General features: G+C 51.4%; 14 protein-coding genes. 3 read left to right on the forward strand and 11 right to left on the reverse strand.

Annotated elements, in window-relative coordinates; translation table 11 throughout:
• Window positions 1–27: 27 nt before the first annotated feature.
• From E3J62_00810 to E3J62_00850, 9 genes are all read right to left on the reverse strand, one after another.
• Window positions 28–3,126, reverse strand: a complete 3,099-nt coding sequence (locus E3J62_00810) for a hypothetical protein (GenBank protein ID TET47632.1) — start codon at window positions 3,124–3,126, stop codon at window positions 28–30.
• Window positions 3,127–3,161: 35 nt separating this feature from the next.
• Entirely contained in the window at window positions 3,162–3,701 is a 540-nt protein-coding gene (locus tag E3J62_00815; protein ID TET47633.1) for a T9SS type A sorting domain-containing protein, read from the reverse strand.
• Between the two features lie 1,005 nt (window positions 3,702–4,706).
• Window positions 4,707–5,330 carry a class II aldolase/adducin family protein gene (locus tag E3J62_00820; protein TET47634.1) on the reverse strand — a complete coding sequence of 208 codons (624 nt, stop codon included), beginning with the start codon at window positions 5,328–5,330 and terminating at the stop codon, window positions 4,707–4,709.
• A gap of 284 nt (window positions 5,331–5,614) precedes the next feature.
• Complete coding sequence (gene serS, locus E3J62_00825) at window positions 5,615–6,883, reverse strand: serine--tRNA ligase (GenBank protein TET47635.1); 1,269 nt, start codon at window positions 6,881–6,883, stop codon at window positions 5,615–5,617.
• The gene (cdd, locus tag E3J62_00830) at window positions 6,876–7,265 is read right to left on the reverse strand and encodes a cytidine deaminase (GenBank protein ID TET47636.1); all 390 of its coding nucleotides are present in this window, start codon (window positions 7,263–7,265) and stop codon (window positions 6,876–6,878) included. The genes serS and cdd overlap by 8 nt, the downstream gene beginning before the upstream one ends.
• Window positions 7,247–8,425, reverse strand: a complete 1,179-nt coding sequence (locus tag E3J62_00835; protein TET47637.1) for a phosphopentomutase — start codon at window positions 8,423–8,425, stop codon at window positions 7,247–7,249. The genes cdd and E3J62_00835 overlap by 19 nt, the downstream gene beginning before the upstream one ends.
• Before the next feature lie 123 nt (window positions 8,426–8,548).
• On the reverse strand, window positions 8,549–9,529 hold the full coding sequence (locus E3J62_00840) for a kelch-like protein (protein TET47638.1): 981 nt from the start codon (window positions 9,527–9,529) through the stop codon (window positions 8,549–8,551).
• 119 nt (window positions 9,530–9,648) lie between these two features.
• Window positions 9,649–11,067, reverse strand: coding sequence for an aldehyde dehydrogenase family protein (locus tag E3J62_00845; protein ID TET47639.1), 1,419 nt, complete (start codon window positions 11,065–11,067; stop codon window positions 9,649–9,651).
• On the reverse strand, window positions 11,064–11,873 hold the full coding sequence (locus E3J62_00850; protein TET47640.1) for an acyltransferase: 810 nt from the start codon (window positions 11,871–11,873) through the stop codon (window positions 11,064–11,066). The genes E3J62_00845 and E3J62_00850 overlap by 4 nt, the downstream gene beginning before the upstream one ends.
• Before the next feature lie 1,552 nt (window positions 11,874–13,425).
• On the opposite strand from E3J62_00850, the gene E3J62_00855 reads away from it, so the two are divergent.
• The 3 genes from E3J62_00855 (at window position 13,426) to E3J62_00865 (ending at window position 16,939) form a co-directional block, all read left to right on the forward strand.
• The gene (locus E3J62_00855; GenBank protein ID TET47641.1) at window positions 13,426–15,006 is read left to right on the forward strand and encodes a D-aminoacylase; all 1,581 of its coding nucleotides are present in this window, start codon (window positions 13,426–13,428) and stop codon (window positions 15,004–15,006) included.
• A gap of 113 nt (window positions 15,007–15,119) precedes the next feature.
• Window positions 15,120–15,833 (forward strand): CAP domain-containing protein, encoded by a 714-nt coding sequence (locus E3J62_00860; GenBank protein TET47642.1) that lies wholly within the window; start codon window positions 15,120–15,122, stop codon window positions 15,831–15,833.
• A 26-nt stretch (window positions 15,834–15,859) separates the two neighbouring features.
• Window positions 15,860–16,939: a hypothetical protein gene (locus E3J62_00865; GenBank protein ID TET47643.1), complete on the forward strand. Its 1,080-nt coding sequence runs from the start codon at window positions 15,860–15,862 to the stop codon at window positions 16,937–16,939.
• Here E3J62_00865 and E3J62_00870 read toward each other — a convergent pair.
• On the reverse strand, window positions 16,920–18,140 hold the full coding sequence (locus E3J62_00870; protein ID TET47644.1) for an HlyC/CorC family transporter: 1,221 nt from the start codon (window positions 18,138–18,140) through the stop codon (window positions 16,920–16,922). The two genes, E3J62_00865 and E3J62_00870, sit on opposite strands and share 20 nt — an antisense overlap.
• Window positions 18,141–18,143: 3 nt before the next feature.
• A complete protein-coding gene (locus E3J62_00875; GenBank protein ID TET47645.1) occupies window positions 18,144–19,397 on the reverse strand; it encodes an HlyC/CorC family transporter in 1,254 nt (417 codons plus the stop codon).
• Window positions 19,398–19,449: the final 52 nt, after the last annotated feature.

Raw genomic sequence — 19,449 nt, forward strand, 5'->3', positions numbered from 1 at the left:
AGGCGCCTGTCCCCGTGACTCGGGTTTTTATTTACCCATAGTCTCTATTTTGGCTTCTAACGCTTCAATGCGCTCTTGCTGTTCCTGGACCACTTTGGTCAGGACCGCCACAATATCCATAGGCGACACGCCTTTTCTGTCTTTAGTCGCTACAAGATCGGGGACATCCTCAGCTATGAAGCCCACGAATGTTTCATCTTTGTCAGATTTGTAATTGTATCTAACAGGAGTCAATCTACTCACTGCTTCTATGGCTTCTTCTGAAGTAAGCTCAACAATCTGTTCCTTGTATTCCCTGCTCGATCCGTCTACCCAAGTGAAGCCATTACAGTAAGCGCCATTTGTGCCCACATCCAATAAATGTGTTGGTGCCGTGTTTCCAATGCCAACTCTGACCGGGCCGGGCGAGTGGTAGAATATGACCGCATTAGCAGTTGAAGTCGTGAAGTTCCGTCCAAATCCGAACGTGTAGTCAGCGGTTACCCTGACCTGTCGGCCTGCGGCAAATGAGTGCCATCCGGTGACTGTATCAGCCTCTCCACCAGCCACAGTCGCATAGTACCCGCTGGCGATGTTGTTCCATCCCCCGCCCACAGTCGCACCAAAACCGCTGGCAGTGTTGTTCAATCCTCCGCACACCGTCGTATAGAGGTCGCTAGCAGTGTTATCCTGTCCTCCGCCGATGGTCGTACAGAGCTGGCTGGCAGTGTTGTCCCGTCCTCCGCCCACGCTCGCCCCGGTGCCGCCAGCATTGTTGCTATCTCCTCCGGCCACGGTCGCGTAGTCGCCACTGGCTGTGTCCGCATATCCGCCTCCCACGGTCGCATATTGGCCGCCGGCCGTGTTTTGCTCTCCACCGCCCACAGTCGCGAGATTGCCGGCAGCGGCATTATCCCATCCTCCACCAATCGCAGCCCAGTCACCGTTGACCACATTCATGCCTCCACCACCAATGGCGGCGCCGTTACCGCTCGCTGTATTGTCTCGGCCACCACCAACGACGGCGTACTGGCCAGTCGCGCTGCTCTTTTCTCCACCGCTCACAGTACCATGATAACCGCCCGCGGTATTGCCACTTCCGCCACCAACAGCCGCATAGTCGTAGCTGGCGGTGTTGCCATATCCGCCGCTCACGGTGCAGAATGCACGATTTTGCCCTGAAGTACCAGTAGTGCAAGCGATACCAAGGTTTACGTGTGTAGTATCATAGACACCGTAAAGGACATTAAAACTGCGCATTGCAAGGCCGTAGCTGGAACTTGGATGAAGCACACTGCCAGTTATGGTCCAGTCATTGTCGCCGGCAGCAGCCTGCCAGGCCCCCTGACCAGAAGCATCTGAAGTCAGAACATAACCAGTTGCCGCACCTGCAGGCAAACTGAAACCCGTCATCTGAACAGTACCATCAACATCCAACCTCTCTGTAGGGCTCACCGTTCCTATGCCGACGCTGATTGGATCGACCGAGTTATGAAATATGACTGCGTTAGGCGTTGAAGTTGTGAAATCCCGTCCAAATGCGAACGTGTAGTCTGCGGCTCCAGCGACCCTGACCAAGTTGCCTGCGGCAAAAGAGTAGTCTCCGGCTACTGTATCGGCATATCCTCCGCCTACGGTGGCCCAGCTGCCGCTAGCAGCGTTGTATCCTCCCCCAGCTACCGTGGCACCGTAGCTGCTAGCGCTGCTGTAACCTCCACCGCTCACGGTGGCACCGGGTGAGCCGGCGGTGTTGAAAGCTCCACCAGCCACGGTGGCACCCGAGCCGTTGGCGGTGTTGGAACCTCCGCCACCTACGGTCGCAGCCGTGTCTGTGGCCGTGTTGAAAGCTCCACCAGCTACCGTAGCACCCGAGCCGCTGGCGGTATTACCAAATCCGCCACCCACAGACGAATAAACCGCAACCGCTGCATTGTCCGAGCCGCCGGCCACGACGGCGGCAGTGTCTTCAGGCTGATCACCGGCAATGTTATGACGGCCTGACAGGACTGCACCATAAACAGCCCTTGTTGTATCAGCATATCCCCCACCCACCGTCGCATGGCTGCCACTGGCAGTGTTGTTTTGTCCTCCGGCAATTGTCGCAAACAAAGCACTGGCGACATTGCTTTCTCCCCCGCCCACGGTCCCCCTATTGCCGCTGGCAGTGTTGTTTTGTCCTCCCCCAACGGTCGCATACCAATCACTGGCGACATTGCCTGCTCCGCCACCCACGGTCGCATACCAGTCGCCCGCACTGTTGCTCAGTCCGCCGCTGACTGTGCAGTATTTGTAATTCTGACCCGACATGCCCGTAGTGCAAGCAATCCCAAGGTTCACATGTGTGCTATCATTGGTGCCATAGAGCACATTAGAACTCCGCATCGCAAGCCCATAGTCTGCACTTGGATGAAGCACACTGCCAGTTATGGTCCAGTCATTGTCAGAACCAACAGGAGCCGCGAAAGCATAATCCGCAGTATCCGCATAAGGGGCTTTGAACGCAGCCTCAGCATCGCCTCTTACTATAGTCCCATCAAGGATCATACCGCTCGTAATCGCATCTGTCTGCCCCTCGTTCACATATTGTATATCCCCGGCCGAAAGCGGGAAGAGATCGCTCGCCCCAGGCGTCGCGCTCGCATCAAACCCGTCCACCATACCAGCATCATCAGCACTGTCTGCCTTGACAGCACGATAGGCATAGCCGACACTCGTAATCTCTGTCCTGGGAGAAAGAGTCTGGGCTACTATTGTCAGCTCGAGCCATCGCGATTGTCCGGCCCCGAAGACATCCGATGGTATGGGTGTCGTAGAACCCAGGACTACATTGAAAAGACCTTCCTCAACAACTACATTCCCATTCTCATTCCACAGCTCGCTTCCAGCGCCTGGATCATCCCAGATTCCAAAGGTCATGCTCAGAGTGTCATTTATGGGATTGCCCGCATCATCTGTAAGGTATCCCTGATAGTTTATGTGCCAGGGAACGACCAGCATCCGTGCGGGCTTCATAACATGCGACTCCGTTCTCTTCACCTCGACTTTACCCAACCTGGCCCCATCAATCGCCTTTCTCTGTTGTGCCACAGCAACAGCGCATACAGCAAAGGCTGCCAGAACTATTACGATCAATATCCTCTTTGACATTGTTCCTCCTCATAGCGCATGATGTGAATACCCGGTCATCTCAGGATGACCATCTTCCTGGTACGGATGAAGCCTCCTGCTCTTATCCGATAGAAGTAAACACCACTGGGCAGTTGATCCCCGGAAACCCCTCGCAGGTCCCAATTGATCTTGTAGTATCCCGGCTCCTGATTCTCGTGAACAAGGGTCCTGATCTGCTGTCCAGCACTGTTGAAGACTCTTATGTCAACCCTGGACTCCTGGGGTAGGCCGTATTTTATGGTAGTTGTATGAGTGACTGGGTTCGGGTAATTCTGAGATAGACTGAAGACTATGGGAATAGACCTGGAAAAGAGCAAATCCTCTTCGATTCCCGGACCAACAGGATAGGGATGCCAGAACCCGATGTAGGCAATGTAGTTGGCACTTGATATCTTGCCGATTGTCGGCTGTCCGAAGCTCCCCCTGAGCACGTAGCCGGCTGAAGACATCTTGGTCCCGCCATCGTCAATTACATCGTTCTTCAGCACATAGGTCTGAGCGAAAGAGACGCTCACACAGAGCGACAAAAGCAAAACTACGAAGACGAATTTCATGATGATTCACCTCCTTTCATATGACCTTAATAGCACACAAAAGAGTCCGCTCCGATATAGATAATGGAGCGGATCTTATTCCGTTCCGGAACCTCTGCTTGAGGTTCAATTTCTTGGATAGGAATTCTACGCATCCCGGATTGGCCCCAAATCTATTGACAGCGTACTACCGTTCGCTGTCATCTATCATAGCAGGATGATTCTAGGAAGACAAGGCCGAATTAAGCGTTCGGAATTCAGAATGAAGAGTGCAAAACGGGAAAGTCAAAGTGAAGAACTACAGGAGATTGCTTCTGCTCGCTTCGCGAGCATCGCAATGACATGTTTTTCTCTCGGGAGAGAGTGGTGCGTGCTTCCGGAATTTGATGTGGTGCTTCGCGTTACTCAGTGCACCATCATAGGTCTCAGATCATCAATCTTGAATGGTAAGACCGCCCCCTACACTCCGCCCGGGCACAGGGTTCTGACCGCACCTGCCTTTAGTAGGGGCGTATTGCAATACGCCCCTACAGAAATCTGTGGCCCGTGGCCAAAAGTTTATAAGTTTATGCCTGTCCCCACGAGTCACGAGTCGAATTTCGGAGGGGTTGCGGGGCGTTGGGTGGAATTTCGCAATTTCTGCGGCTCGGGAAAGGGCGGAAGGGAATTTCGTTATTTGCAGCCTTGGGTTGGGCTATTTTCATTTTCGATTTTCGAAGGTCGGGCTGGGGGGTGGATGGGAAGTTCGAAGGTTCGGCGAGTGGGGGTCGATATTCTATTTTCGAAGGTGAGTGCGGGGTCGGGTGGAATTTCGCAATTTCGAAGGTCGGGCTGGGAGTGAACGGGAATTTCGAATGTGGGTGGAAGGGCTGTGAGGAATTTCGGGTGTGTCGGGGATGATGAGAGGGGAATTTCGTAATCTTCCGTCTTGGGATGGGTTTAGGTGTGATTTCTCAATTTCCGGGCTGAGGGAAGGACTGGGCGGAATTTCCCATTTTCCAATTTCTGGAGTCGGGGAAGGCAGGGTTAGGCTCTAAAGATTGCCTGCGCTCTCGCAATCTGTTCTCTGGAAAGCTTCCTGAGGCCTCCCATTTGCCTGGCGATTGATGCTACCTGGGCGACAAACTCTAATCTCTCCGCAGTCAGAAACGCATCCTTCATCGATTTTCCCACCACCAGCGCCCCATGATTTCTCAAGAGTATCGCATCGTGATTCTCCACCAGGCTGGATACTGCATGAGCCAGCTCTTCAGTCTGCGGTGGGGCATACCACGTCTTGGGGATTGATCCTCCAAAGATTGCAAGCTCAGAAAGTATTGGCTCCAATTCGTCACCGATGGCCGAGAAAGCAGTAGCATAGGGAGAATGGGTGTGGATAACCGCATTAACATCTTTCCTGCGCTTGTACGCCTCCACATGTATCCTGAATTCTAACGACGGCAGCGCCTTGCCTTGAAGTATGTTTCCCAGGAAATCTATCTTTGATATTTCACCTTCATCGATTGTACCGAAGCAGCAAGAATCAGAAGTTATCAGAATCTGTCCTCCCGCCACCTTCGCAGAGAGATTGCCATCTGACGAGACTGCTAGCTTTCGGTCGTAGAGCAGCCTGCAGTACCTGACCATTTCCTGTTTGATCTTATCTTGCATAAGACACCTCACTAGACCAACTCAAATAGTGAAGACTACGACGATCCGGACAAAACGTGCCTTGTACAGGGACACCAGACCAGGAATTTGAATCCTCTTCAGATGGGAAACCTAAGTGGTGGGGAAATCGCCCAACCTCGGCCCCTATCATTCCCTCGGGCTTGGGGACTTACAGCCTTATGTGTGTGGTGCCCTCAGCGTGACGGCACTACAACACTACCACAGGTCCTGATTCGTTTCAAATATTTTTTTCAAGAATTTGTGCGGAGATCCAACCCGTCGGATCAGCAGATTTTCTCCAGGCCATTCATGTACGGCCGGAGAACCTCAGGAACCACCACGGTGCCGTCTTTCTCCTGATAGTTCTCGATTATTGCGGCGAATGTCCTGGGGGTAGCCAATCCAGACCCATTCAGCGTGTGCACATACTCTGAGGGAGCACCTTTTTCTCTTCTAAACTTTATCTGCGCCCTCCTTGCCTGGAAGTCTGTACAGTTGGAGACCGAGGAAACTTCCAGCCATTTTCCAACACCGGGCGCCCACGCTTCGATATCATAGGTCTTGGCTGAGGCAAACGAAATCTCGCCTGTTGAAAGGGAATAAACCCTGTATGGTATTTCTAAGAGTTGGAGAACCTTTTCTGCGTGATTGAGTATTATCTCCAGCTCTTCATAAGATTTTTCAGGTTCAATGATGGAAATGAGTTCGACCTTATTGAACTGGTGAACTCTCAAAAGCCCTCTCGTCTCTTTGCCGTAGGATCCCGCCTCTCTTCTGAAGCACGCGGTGTACCCCACGTATCTGATGGGCAGGTCCTCTGTTTTCAATATCTCATTTCTGTGCAGATTGATCAGAGGTGTCTCTGCAGTCGGATCGAGAAAGAGATCGTCAACCTCACACCTGTACATGTCCTCCTCATACCTGAGCTGCGCAGTACTGAACATCGAATCCCGATTTACAAGATAGGGAGGGAACATCTCCTTGTATCCGTGCTCGTTCACATGCAGGTCGAGCATGAAGTTGACGAGTGCCCTCTCCAGTGTCGCTCCAGCCCCACAGTAGGACGCGAAGTGTGCTCCTGATATTTTGGCTGCCCTTGGAAAATCGAGTATCCCCAGAATCTCACCAACCTCCCAATGAGGAAGGGGGTTCTCGCAGAGCGGTTTCTTCTCACCCCACTCTTTCACTACCACATTCGCAGCGCTGTCCCGGCCAACAGGGACCGATTCATGAGGGACGTTCGGGATCACAACCATAATCTCCCTTATATCACCCTCGAGCACGCGCGCCTCTTCCTCCATTTTCTTTATTCTTTGCGATACTTCTTTCATTCTCTTTATTTCGGTGCTTGCATCCTTCCCCTTTTTCTTCAAACCGGCTATTCTTTCCGAAGCAACATTTTTCTCATGCTTCAGCTCGTCAATCCTGGACACCAGCGAGCGCCAGCTTGCGTCCATTTTCAGCAGTCCATCGACATCAATCTTCTCAGCCCTGTCCTCCATTGCTTTCTTGAAGACTTCGGGACTCCCCCTCAGGGCTTTCATATCATGCATCTTTAGCTCCAAACGGCTCAGGCAGAAGTTCAGCGACTGTTCTGATCTTTCTGTCACCCGCGGCATTCACCATGATTACTTTTATATCACCTGAGAACTCCATAAGAACCTGTCTGCACGCCCCGCACGGCGGTCCAGGGGGTTTCGACGTAGAGGAGATCACAATCGCAACAAAATCCCTTTCACCATCGCTGATAGCGGCAGAGACGGCGTTCCTCTCAGCGCACACTGTCAGTCCGTATGACTTGTTCTCCACATTTGATCCAGTATACACCCTGTCAGTCTTTGTCAGAAGTGCTGCACCAACCTTGAACTTGCTGTATGGCGCATACGCTTTCTCCCTGGCCTTGTGGGCCATCCTGATCAGTTCCTGTTCATCCATAGTTCCTCCAGGAATGATGTTCCATTCTTCAGCTCTATGCCGAAAACCTCCCCCACTGTTGCACCCAGGTCTGCGAAGCTGTCTCGCGTACCCAGATCGCAGCTCTTTCTGTTTTCAGGGGCGAAAGCAATCAGAGGCACATACTCTCTTGAGTGATCCGTACTGGGAGTGGTCGGATCGTTCCCATGGTCTGCTGTCAAAAAAAGTATGTCGCCTGAACGCATCCTATCTTCCACTTCAGGTAATCTCCTGTCAAACTGCTCAAGACCGGATTTGAAGCTTTCAACATCGTTTCTGTGTCCCCACAGCATATCGAACTCAACGAAGTTGGCAAATATGAGACCCTCGCTGGTCTTCTCCATAGCATTCAAAGTGTAGTCTATGCACTCCATATTTTTGACCGAATGATAGCTTTCGGTCAACCCCCTTCCAGCAAAGAGGTCATCAACCTTTCCCACCCCGATCACAGGAACCCCACTCTTCTTGAGAAGATCAAGGAGGGTATCATCCGGTGGCGTAAGGGAAAAATCCCTTCTGCGCTCTGTTCTCCTGAAACTCCCAGGCTTTCCCACAAATGGCCTGGCAATAACCCTCGCTACCCCATGCTCCCCGGTCAGGATGGACCGGGCCATCTCACAGTAGTGATAGAGTTCTGTCGGCGGAACCACATCTTCATGGGCCGCAATCTGAAACACAGAATCCGCCGAGGTGTATACGATGAGACTCCCATCCCTCATATGCTCTTCACCAAGCTCCTCTATGATGATGGTTCCAGAAGCAGGCCGGTTTCCAATCGCCTTCCTGCTGGTCTTGCGTTCGAATTCAGAGATTATCTCAGAAGGAAATCCTTTTGGATAGAGCGGCAAGGCTTTATCCAGCACTATTCCGGCAATTTCCCAATGGCCAGAGGTGGAATCCTTACCTTTGGAAGCTTCGGCCATTTTCCCGTAGCAGGTTCCTGGATTTCTCGATGGTAGCACACCTTCTATGTCCATTATATTGCCAAGGCCGAGACGACCAAGATTTGGAAGATGCAAACCGCCGCAGGCCTTTGCCAGATTCCCCAAGGTGTTGCTTCCTACATCTCCATAGTCTGCAGCGTCGGGAAGCTCGCCCGCGCCGACACCGTCAAGAAGAAGTATTATGGCCCTTTTGAACATGACCTACTTTCTGTTGACACCACATGCCCTTACAGGACAAAACATTCTATTGCATGACCGGGTATTGTAAAGAAAAAAATGGGGCGCCGTTCAGGCGCCCCACTGGATAATGCTGGCAATAGGTTACTGGAACGTACCCTCTTCCACAGTTCCCACAGTTTGATTGCTACCGTCCACACCGCCTACGGCATAGAGCTTGTCATTCAGGGTGACAACACCCAGATAATAACGCGCCCCGCTGAGGGGTGTGGATTGGGACCAGGTCCCGTTCGTCTGATTGTACCTCTGCACGTCTGCCGTACGTCCGGCGCTGGTCACGCCACCAACGACGAAGACGTAGTTACCCAGACCAACTGCTCCAGCACGATCCCGGCCCTGAGCAAGCGGGGTCTTAGTGGTCCACGCATTGCCCCCTGCATTGTACTCCTCAGTCACACTTGACCAAGTAGTGGTCCATCCCGCCACTGCAACCAGTATTGAATTGGAGACTCCTGCACACAGGTCATACCTCGCAGTAGTCATGGGAGCCCGAAGGTTCCAGCTATTTGTGGTCGGATCGTATTCCTCCATTGTGTTGACATTCGCCGTGCCGTCGTAGCCTCCTGCAACATATATCTTTCCACTCACCCCACCCGATGCCATCCCAGCCCTCGCAGACGACATGGAAGAACGAGTGGACCATGAGTTGGTAGATGGGTCATATTGCTCCACGACGTCGGAGTAGTTGCCGAGTGTGTCACGCCCGCCAATCACGTATATCTTCCCACTAACTGCTTGTGCTGTAGCCCAGGTCCTCGGCTCATTCATGGGCGCTTTGGCTGTCCAATTTCCCGTGCCGGGATCCCATTCTTCAACATCGCCTACTACTGCCCCCAACGTGTCAACACCGCCTATCGCGTATATCTTCCCGCCTGCAACTACAACGGCCATGGTCCACCTGGGAGAGGAGAGCGGACTTATCACTGCCCATGAGAGGACGCCCTCTCCTCCTCCTCCGCCCCCGTTACCGGGGCCGGTCGGTTCATCTCCGCCCCCACATCCTGTCAGCGCGAGCGAGCTCACCATTAAGGCCAAAACTATTGCAAAAGGAATTCTGTTTCTCATTTCACCCTCCTTAAGGGTAGCATAATTCTCGCAGCGAAAACCTCCAGATTCCACTCACCTCCTTTCGTACACTATTTTACCTTAACACAAGATAGAGGTCTTGTCAAAGACTTTTAGAGTCAATCCTGGAGGTCAATCCCGACCACCCTGATCTCCGTCATCTCTTGAACTGCATACCTTGGGCCTTCCCTCCCCAAACCACTGCCTTTTACACCGCCGTAAGGCATCAAATCCGCCCTGTAGGTGGGAATCTCATTTATCATAATTCCGCCCACCTCGATCCTTTTCGCCGCCTCAAACGCCGACTTCAAATCTTTTGTGAATATTCCTGCCTGGAGCCCATACTCTGAATCGTTCGCTGCTTCTATTGCCTCATCCAGGGTCTTGAAGGGATTGACGACAATAAGTGGCGCAAATGCCTCCTTGAACCAGACCTTGCAATCTCTGGATACATCCCTGAGTATGGTAGGCTCAAAAATGGTTTTGACCCTGTTACCACCCATCACAATCTTTGCTCCCCTGGCCTTGGCTTCACCAACCCATTCCTGCACCCTTGCCGCGGAAGCCTCATCGATCATTGGCCCCATATCCGTGGAATCATCAAGAGGATTTCCGGTTTTGATCGATTGGACCTCCTTCTTGAGCATATCCAGGAATCCCTCAAATACATCTTCCTGAACGAGCACTCGTTGAACCGAAATGCACACCTGGCCGGCAAGAGCATATCCTCCAATCCGGATCCTCTCTGCAGCCCTTTCCAGATTCGCATCATTCATCACTATGCAGCATGAGTTGGAGCCCAGTTCCATGGTGAGCTTCTTAAGGCCCGCATTGGCAGCAATATCCTTTCCCACTTCAAGACTTCCCGTAAAAGTGACCATCCTCACATTCTCATTTCTTACAAGCTCTATTCCAATTGTCCCGCCGGAACCTGTAATCACATTCAGGCAGTTCGGCGGAAGACCTGCCTCCAACAGAACTTCAGCCAGAAGGAGTGCAGAAAGGGGAGTTGCTGAGGCAGGCTTTAAGATAACCGAGTTCCCGGCGGCTAAAGCGGGCCCCACCTTGTGGCACACCAGATTGAGCGGAAAATTGAAAGGATTTATCGCAGCAATCACACCAACCGGCACTCGCATGGCAAAACCCATCTTGTGCTGTCCTCCTGGAGCTGCATCAAATGGGATCGTCTCTCCATAAATCCTTTTTGCTTCTTCAGATGAGAGTGTGATCGTTTGAACAGCGCGTGAAACTTCACCCTTAGCTTCCTTCAGCGTCTTTCCCACTTCCTTGCTCATGGTGGTTGCCAGTTCATCAGCTCTTTTCCTGATTAGGTCCGCGGCCCTGGACAGAATCTGGGAGCGATCGTAGCTGGAGATGGTCGAAATTTCCTTCAGGCCAATCTGAGCACTGTTGATGGCGCGGTCTAGGTCCTTAGCATCAGCACGCGGGACAGTATCCACAACAGATTGATCGTATGGGTTCAGAACCTCTATCTTTTCTTTCTTTTCAATCCACTCTCCGCCAATCAGCATCTTCATCTTTTCCTTCCTTTCTTTAGCTCTGTATACAGATCTGTCCTCCTGTCTCTGAAGATGTGATTTAGAAGTGTCACTTTCTTGTCTCTTGCTTCTCTCAAGCTTATCTTAGCAGTAATCGCAGTCTCCTCTTTCTCAAGAGCCTTCGCCAGGATCTTACCTCTTGGGGAGATTATCTCACTCCCGCCCGTGAATGTGAGACGTTCTCCTCTCCTCTTTTCATTGCCTACTCTATTTGCCAGGATTATGAAAATACGATTCTCCAGGGCGCGCGTCACCATCGCATCCTGGCAGTAGGGCAGGATAAGGTTTGATGGATGAGCTATGATGTCTGCGCCCTTCAAGGCCAGTTCCCGGAAAGGCTCTGGGAAAATCCAGTCAAAACATATGAGCATGCCGACTCTTGCTTCGCCGACACGGTGAACCTGATAAGGACCCTTTCCTGAGTCAAAGAGAAGCTTTTCGAAGAGAAATAGATGCGTCTTTCTATACTTTCCAATCCTGCCGTCCGGCTTTATCAACATGGCAGTGTTGTAGATCTTTTTTCCTTCGCGTTCCGCTATCCCGGCCACAATAGAAGTCCTCTTGGTTTTGGCATAATCCATCAAAGCCTGCGTCGTCTCTCCCCTCCCAACCGGTTCAGCGAGATCCCGCACCTCACTTTTGTCTTTGAAACTGTATCCGGTGTTGAACAATTCAGGAAGGACGTACAGGTCAGCTCTCTTCTTGTTCATGAGAGTGATAGCCCGCTCTATATTATGCCTCTTTTTCCCAAAAAGTGGTCGGAATTGAATTGAGCCTATCGTCACGCCGTCCTCCTGGTGGAACTGGATTGTACACGGCAGACGATGACCATTCAACCCAAAAGGAAACTGACTGCTAGGCTGTACGCCATACTCTGACATACGAAATTCCCTTCACCCCCCAATCCAACCTTCGAAAATGGTCTGAAGCATTTGGGCGCACCCCCTAATTTCTGCGGGGCAAACCCTCCTTCGCTAAAGCTTCGAAGGGCAGGCATATCAAAATGCAGAATGCAAACTGTCGAAGATCGTGAGAGGAATCGAAGGGCAAAAATCAAATTGCCCCACCCTTTCCCTTCTATGTCAAGCTCGGAGGAGTAGCCGAGCTTGCTCGGCGCACACACGTGACAAGGAACGCGCCACCCCGTGCGACGGGGCAGGCAAGTGGCGCTACTCCGAATACTTTGCCCGGTCTTGTGCGCAGGCCATGTGTAGGGGCATCTTGCGGTATAGCACTGGTATTTTGAGATGGGGGTAGGATATTCTCTGTTCTCGATTTTCTATTTTCGTAGGTCCGGGGAAGGGTGGATAGGAATTTCGTAATTTCGAAGGGGGGATAAATGGGGCTGGGAATTTCGGAGGTGAGTGGAAGGATCTCAACATTTCAGATCGTAGATCGCAGATCTAAGATTGAAACATAAGGATTGAGGGTCGAGATGAAGAACAGTGTGGGCGGTTCGCCCTTCGACTATCGCTCAGGACAAGCTCACTCACTGCCCCTACAACTCAACCCGCAATCTGAGATCTGAAATCTGCAATCGTAAATGGTTAGGCCGCGCCCGGCCCATCTTGTCAAAAGTTCACGTCTGCCTGCCCGGGGCGTTCCACGGTCCCTCGTTTCACGAGGTCACCGTGCATGTCCGGAGATTGCTTCGTCGCCCCTCGATTAACTCGGGGCTTCTCGCAATGACAGGTTTTTCTCTCGGGAGAGTGTGGTGGGAACTTCTGAAAACTGATGTGGCACTCCCCCTGCTCAACCCGCGATCATAGATCTTAGATCATCAATCTTAGATGATTAGGCCGCGCCCCTACAATTCTCTCGGCGCCGAGCAAGCTCCCCCCGACGGAGTTTATGCTTGGCGAAGCTGAGTGCGAAGGAGGCCGTGAAACGGTCCGGGCAGGCGGCTACTCCAGATTAGCTAGGGAGCGGCAAGATTGTTCAACATTGAACCATATTGAACCGGGGACGGGCGCGTGGGACGCGGGATTGAACGGGGAGTGGCGATGAAGAGGGCGGAGTGGGGACAGCCCCCCAATTTTACAATTTTGAAAAAGTCCCCCTCTTCCCTCGGACGAAAGAACTTGTCATTGCGAGACTCGCGGAGCGAGTCGAAGCAATCCCCCTCATTTGACATGTTTTAGATTGCTTCGCGCCCTTCGGGCGCTCGCAATGACAATTGGCTGGTTTGCTTGGCCCAGCGGCGGGCTTGTTTTGGGTCAGGGCGGTGTAATTTCGAAGGTGAGTGGAAGGGCGGAGTGGAATTTCGGGAGTTCGGCCCGGGCCTATTTCGTTTGACATGATCATGTTATTGGCCTAAGATTTCGGCCGGAGGGAGATATGGAAGTGGATATTCTCATAAAAGGCGGAGACATCATTGACGGGACAGGCAAGGCAACCTATCAGGCAGACCTTGCCATTCTCAAGGGGAGAATATCACGAATCGGCGCACTGAATGATATCCAGGCCACGGAGACAATCGATGGCCACGGAATGGTCATCTGTCCCGGCTTCATTGACATTCACGGACACTCAGATATCTCCCTTCTAGTTTGCCCCACAGCAGACAGCAAGATCATGCAGGGGATAACGACTGAAGTCGCAGGAAACTGCGGAGAATCAGCGGCCCCTGTTTCTAAGAGAATGATGGACGATCTAGCCGCGGACGCAAAAAGATTTGAAGTGGAGCTGAGTTGGGGAACCCTGGGCAGTTTCCTGGATATGCTCGAGGGAAGAATATCAATTAACTATGCAACTCTTGTGGGACTGGGCACCATAAGAGGTGGGGCAATCGGTACAATTGACAGGCCAGCAAGCCCCTCCGAACTGTCAAGGATGCAGGACATGGTGAAGGAGGCCCTGGACCAAGGGGCTCTGGGAATCTCAACCGGTCTTATGTATCCTCCAGGTATGTACGCAGATATGCAGGAGATTGTAGAACTCGCGAAATGTGCTGCGAGCAAGTCAGGCATCTACGCCTCTCACATAAGAGGGGAAGGCAAAAATCTTGCCCCTGCAGTCGAAGAAGCAATCCAGATCGGCAGAGAGGCGAGCATTCCCGTTCAGATATCTCACCTGAAGGCGTCGGGCGAATCAAACTGGGGAAGAATGGCCAGCATTTTGTCAGGAATAGAAGATGCATCAAAAGATGGTGTGGATGTGATGGCCGACAGATACCCATACATAGCCGGAGCCACAAGCCTCGCGGCCATTTTCCCGGCCTGGTCGCACGAGGGTGGAAGAAAGGCATTTCTCACCCGCCTAAAAACAGCTGACCACACACCGAATCTGAAAAAAGCAATTGATGAAAGAGTCGCGGATGTGGGATGGGGAAAGATCATTCTGACAAACGCCTGGTCTGCGCAGAACACTGAGCTTGAAGGAAAATCCATTGCCGAGTGTGCCGCCAGAACCAACGTGGATCCCTATGATATCCTGGTCAAGTTGATTCTCGACAGCGAGGGGCTGGCATCCATGGTTTCATTCACACAGGATGAGAACGACATGTTAATAACACTGACCCACCCCAAGGTCATGGTATGCTCAGACAGCGGAGTGAAATCCCCTGAAGGTAAGCTTGGTGAAGGCAAACCGCATCCTAGATGCTACGGCGCATTTCCAAAATTTCTCAATCTATTCGTGCGTCAAAAGGGGTTGCTCACCATAGAAGAAGCAATACGAAAGATGACCAGCATGCCTGCGAAAAGGCTCAAATTGGAAAGCAGAGGGACATTGAGTGAAGGGTTTTTTGCAGATATCGTAGTGCTCAATCCGTCAAGGATCGAGGATACTGCCACCTACCAGAATCCCCACAGCTATCCCCAAGGCATAGAGTACGTCATTGTCAATGGGGAGTTGGTTGTCAACAAAGGCATTCACACAAAAGCAGCGCCCGGGATGGTCTTGAGAAGACAGGGGTAATTCATCTAGTGAAACCTCAGCACACATTTGTATTTCTCATTTTACTTGGATTCTTCTCTTCATCGCAAATTGCCTTTTGTCAGGTTCATTTCGAAAAAGAACTGGAAGACAGCATGTTCGCCATCACAAACGCACAGCGTCGCGAACATAAGCTTCCACCTTTACTCAGGTCGCAGTCTATCGCAGTGGCCGCAAGAAAACACAGCCTTGACATGTCCAAAAGAGGCTTCTTTGGGCACATCAATCCTGACGGATGGGGTGTGGCTAAGAGGCTAAACAACGCTGGTATCTGGTATGTCTCGTGTGCGGAGAACGTCGCCAAAACCTTCAGCATCATAAATGCGCACAAGGGGTTCATGGAGAGCAAAGGACACCGAGATAACATGCTCGACCGATCCTCCACTCACATTGGAATTGGAGTCTACAGGGGTTCAGACGGTTTCTTGTGTATCACTCAGAACTACATACAAGCGGCAGACACAATTAATGTCGACTCCGCAGCCAAGTTCATCGAGAAGAAGCTCAACAGGAAAAGAATCTATCGTAACCGTTCCTATCTTAGAAGGCAGGCTACAATTGACAGTATTGCCACCCGTCATTCTCTGAAGATGTTGAAATCCCAAAACCCAAGAATCGCTCAAGATTTCGGAAACATTGACGCGAGCGCCAGCGCCTTTCATTTCGTAACACCCGGGTTGAACGATATCTTTGGTGACGCAAAGATGATTCGGTGCAGGGGTACACGGATGGGGATCGGCATAGCGCAAGGTAGCTCCCGCAAGTACGGTAACGGCCTGTTATGGATAACCATAATCATTGCCGAATAGGACCCCATCTCGTAAAGGAGAAGATTATGGAACTGGCAGACTTGAAAAGACGGATCAAGGCGTCTCAGTTTCAGCAGTTCAAGCCGAAGAGTCTCTTCAGAGTCGAAGACCCCATAACTGGCCGGATTGTCCTCGTAAGCCCAAACAGAGAGACAAGGCATGCGGAGATACACAGAGAAGATGCTGGGACGACGAGGAAAAGAGAAGATTGCTATTATTGCAGTGGAAAAACGCCCTCAACCCTTTTCTATGTAGACAACAACAACAAACTGAAGCTTTTGGAAGAGACCCGGTCAATGGAGACAGCTCTCGCCTCCCTTAAGGGCAAGGACAAAAGCAAAGTGAGCACCTACTACAAAATGCTAGAAAACATGCCCAGCCACACTTTTCCAAAGGAGAGGTGGGCGGCAAGAACATTTCTCAACCTTGTACCTTCCCTTACAGACGATCCTGAACTCAGTCTAGTCATCTCAATCAGCCCCGCGGATCACTACAGGCACATGCACCAGCTCCCGAAACGCGTCGTAAGCGCCATAGTCGTCTCGTGGCAGGCAATCGAAAAACTTGCCTCCTCAAATCGATTGGTGGCTGTCCCATTCATAAACGGCGGCAAGAGAGCTGGAGCGGGACAGAGCGTCTCCTGCTTTCACAGCCAGGTATACATCACAAAGACCCCTCTCCTCTACAAGCAGATAGCACGAAGGAGAAAAAAACACGGATGTGGAGTTTGCAGCATTTTGAGGAGTCGTTCGCTTACTGTGTACACCAACAGGGAGTTTAAGGTCATGGCGCACCCTGCCCCAGTCAGGAATCACTCCCTTCTCATCGCACCCAGGCAGTGCGTGCCACAACTCGAGACAATAGATCCTGACGCATTCGCTGATGCACTCAAGGTCTCATTGAGGGCTATCAAATCATTAACAGGTGTCGTTCCCGGCTACAATGTGGCGGTGAGATGCGGGAAATCGATAGGTCACATCCACGCCGAGTTTGTGCCCAAAACGGAGACAAACACCCCAGCAGGGTTCGAAGAAGCGACCGGCCTTACCTTGGTAACAGAAGCGCCCCTCAAGGTCTCTAAACTTCTCAGGAAACTCTTATCCTGACCTTATCCACCTTTCTGTCGCTTGAATCAAGAACGACAACGGTGACCTGCCCAAATTTGAAGATCCTGCCCACCTTCGGAATCTTCCCAGCACTCTCGATTAGCAATCCGCCTATCGTTTCATATTCTCCTTTTGGCAGGTTTATGTGGAAGTGTTTTTCAATGTCCGCAATCCTCGCACTCCCGTCCGCCAGGATTGTGCGCCTTGCCACCTTTCGAAACCGTCTCAACTCCTTGTCGTGTTCATCCCTGATCTCGCCAATCAATTCCTCAACCAGATCTTCAAGCCCCACCAGACCAGAAGTTCCCCCGTATTCATCAACAACAATAGCCATGTGTGTATAGTCCTTTTTTAGTTCATCAAGGAGGCTAGCGCAGCTTTTTTCTTCTGGAACGAACGTGACAGACCGCATCACCTTTTTCGCGTCCCAACCCTCCTTCTCGAGCAAGTCGACGGCGACGACAACTCCCTTGATGTTGTCTACATTCCCTTCATAAACTGGAATCCTGGAATGGCCCGTGTCAGCTAGAAGGCGCGCTATCTCTTCATAACTGACATCTACAGGAGATACAACCATTTCCATCCTGGGAACCATAATTTCCCGTATGGGCTTTCTCCAGAAGTCAAGCACTGTAGATATGATTCGCCTGTCTCTTGCCCCCAGCAGCCCCTCATCCTCCCCGGCTTCAATGGCAGACTCGAATGTCCCTCTGCTAAAAATGGGTATCACCTCTTTGGGACTGAATCGGAACAGAAACAGGAGAGCTCTTGCTCCCCAGTTGGAAAGGACTATCAGTGGAAAGAGAACTTTTCTTGCAGAAACGATCGCTGGCGACACTGAAATTCCAACACGTTCGGGCCTGACTCGAGCAAACGACTTGGGGATCATTTCACCTAGAATCAATATGGCAAAGCCTACGATGAACGGGGACGCAAGCCTTCCCGGCTCTCCGAATCTTAGATACAGCAGCCTGGTTGCCAGAAAAGTGCAGGCCACCACGCTCAGGTTTGTCCCCACCAGGATTGTGGTGAGAAAGATCTCCGGCTTGGCCAAAAGGTCAAGAGCATTTCTTGCCCCTCTGGAACCAAGCTTCCGAAGATGCCTCAGTCTCACCCTGTTTGCAGAGATAAGAGCCATCTCACTGGCCCCAAAGAACCCCACCATAAGAAGAAAGAAGATCGCGATAATAGCACCCATCATGGCTCATCCTGCCTTTACTATCCTCACCCTGGATATCCTGGTCCCCTGGATTTCCTGAATGGTGTAGGTCGCTCCCCGATACTCAAAACTCTCTCCTTCGACGGGAATTCTTCCAGCAAGATCGTAAATTAGGCCTGAAAGCGTGTCGAACTCCTGAACAGGCAGGTCCAGGCCGGTCCTTTTCTTCAGGTCGTTAAGGCTGACATATCCATCTGCCACCAGTTCTTTCTCATTGATAACAACAATCTCAGGCCTTTCCCCGGTACGTGACTCTTCTGTAATGTCACCGACAATCTCCTTCAAGACATCGTCTAAGGTGACCAGGCCAACCGTCCCACCATGCTCATCCACTACCATGGCAAAGTGCATCCGCCGCCTCTGAAATTCCTCCAGGAGTCCTCCTATTCTCATCGTCTCGGGCACAAAATACGCTGGCTTGAGAAGATTGAGCACCGAGTCTCTCTCTGACACTCTGGCAGTCAGAATGTCTTTTAAGTAAAGAATACCCACAATGTCGTCAAGATTGTCATCGTAGACCGGCATTCTAGAATGGCGCTTTGTCCTGGCCAGATCTCTCGCCTCGGAAACGGACAGATCTTTTGAGATGGAGAACATTTCAGTTCTAGGGGTCATTGTCTCTCTGACAACAGTGTCAGAAAAATCAAAGACATTTCCTATTATCTCCTGTTCAAAATCTCTTAGAGTCTTGGTCTTCCTGCCCAGCTCAAGCATCGCTTTTATTTCATCCATGGTTACCAGGCTTCTTCTGTTCATACCGAACTGCCCGAAGCGGATGAAGAGTTCCAAAATGTAGGATACAGGAAGAAAGATTGTGGAAACAAGATTGAGTATTGGCGCAGTTCTCAGTGAAACCCTCTCTGCCCTCTCCAGGCTATACCACTTAGGACTGATCTCTCCGAAGACGAGAAGGAGGAATGTCGTAACACCTATGCCCACGGCTGCGCCCGCGGTTTCACCAACTCCAATCAGTTTTGCCACCCTGAAGGCCAGGAGCGCGGCAAAAAAGCTTGTACCCACGTTGGCCAGCGTATTACCAAGAACTATACTGATGAGGGTTCTCTGGGGATTTGAAAGCAACCGCGAGAGATGACCAGAGAATCTTACCCTCTCAGAAACTAACCTTCTCACTCGCAGAGGGGAAAGTGAAAAGATGGCTGCTTCAGAGCCCGAGAAAAAGGCAGAAAGAACAAGCAATACAAGAATACCCGCAAGGTGGAGGAGAATCGCGCTCCTCAAGCAAACATACCCCCTCTAAAATCAAATCACAAATTCCAAACTCCAAACAAAT

Source organism: candidate division TA06 bacterium (assembly GCA_004376575.1).
Lineage (GTDB): Bacteria > Hydrothermota > DG-26 > E44-bin18 > E44-bin18 > E44-bin18.

What these genes read in the sequence shown, in the direction of transcription:
- E3J62_00810 (TET47632.1), bottom strand. Translation starts at nt 3,126, where the DNA reads ATGTCAAAGAGGATATTGATCGTAATAGTTCTGGCAGCCTTTGCTGTA.
- E3J62_00815 (TET47633.1), bottom strand. Translation starts at nt 3,701, where the DNA reads ATGAAATTCGTCTTCGTAGTTTTGCTTTTGTCGCTCTGTGTGAGCGTC.
- E3J62_00860 (TET47642.1), top strand. Translation starts at nt 15,120, where the DNA reads ATGTTCGCCATCACAAACGCACAGCGTCGCGAACATAAGCTTCCACCT.
- serS (TET47635.1), bottom strand. Translation starts at nt 6,883, where the DNA reads ATGCATGATATGAAAGCCCTGAGGGGGAGTCCCGAAGTCTTCAAGAAA.
- E3J62_00870 (TET47644.1), bottom strand. Translation starts at nt 18,140, where the DNA reads ATGATGGGTGCTATTATCGCGATCTTCTTTCTTCTTATGGTGGGGTTC.
- E3J62_00840 (TET47638.1), bottom strand. Translation starts at nt 9,529, where the DNA reads ATGAGAAACAGAATTCCTTTTGCAATAGTTTTGGCCTTAATGGTGAGC.
- E3J62_00845 (TET47639.1), bottom strand. Translation starts at nt 11,067, where the DNA reads ATGAAGATGCTGATTGGCGGAGAGTGGATTGAAAAGAAAGAAAAGATA.
- E3J62_00855 (TET47641.1), top strand. Translation starts at nt 13,426, where the DNA reads ATGGAAGTGGATATTCTCATAAAAGGCGGAGACATCATTGACGGGACA.
- cdd (TET47636.1), bottom strand. Translation starts at nt 7,265, where the DNA reads ATGGATGAACAGGAACTGATCAGGATGGCCCACAAGGCCAGGGAGAAA.
- E3J62_00865 (TET47643.1), top strand. Translation starts at nt 15,860, where the DNA reads ATGGAACTGGCAGACTTGAAAAGACGGATCAAGGCGTCTCAGTTTCAG.
- E3J62_00820 (TET47634.1), bottom strand. Translation starts at nt 5,330, where the DNA reads ATGCAAGATAAGATCAAACAGGAAATGGTCAGGTACTGCAGGCTGCTC.
- E3J62_00835 (TET47637.1), bottom strand. Translation starts at nt 8,425, where the DNA reads ATGTTCAAAAGGGCCATAATACTTCTTCTTGACGGTGTCGGCGCGGGC.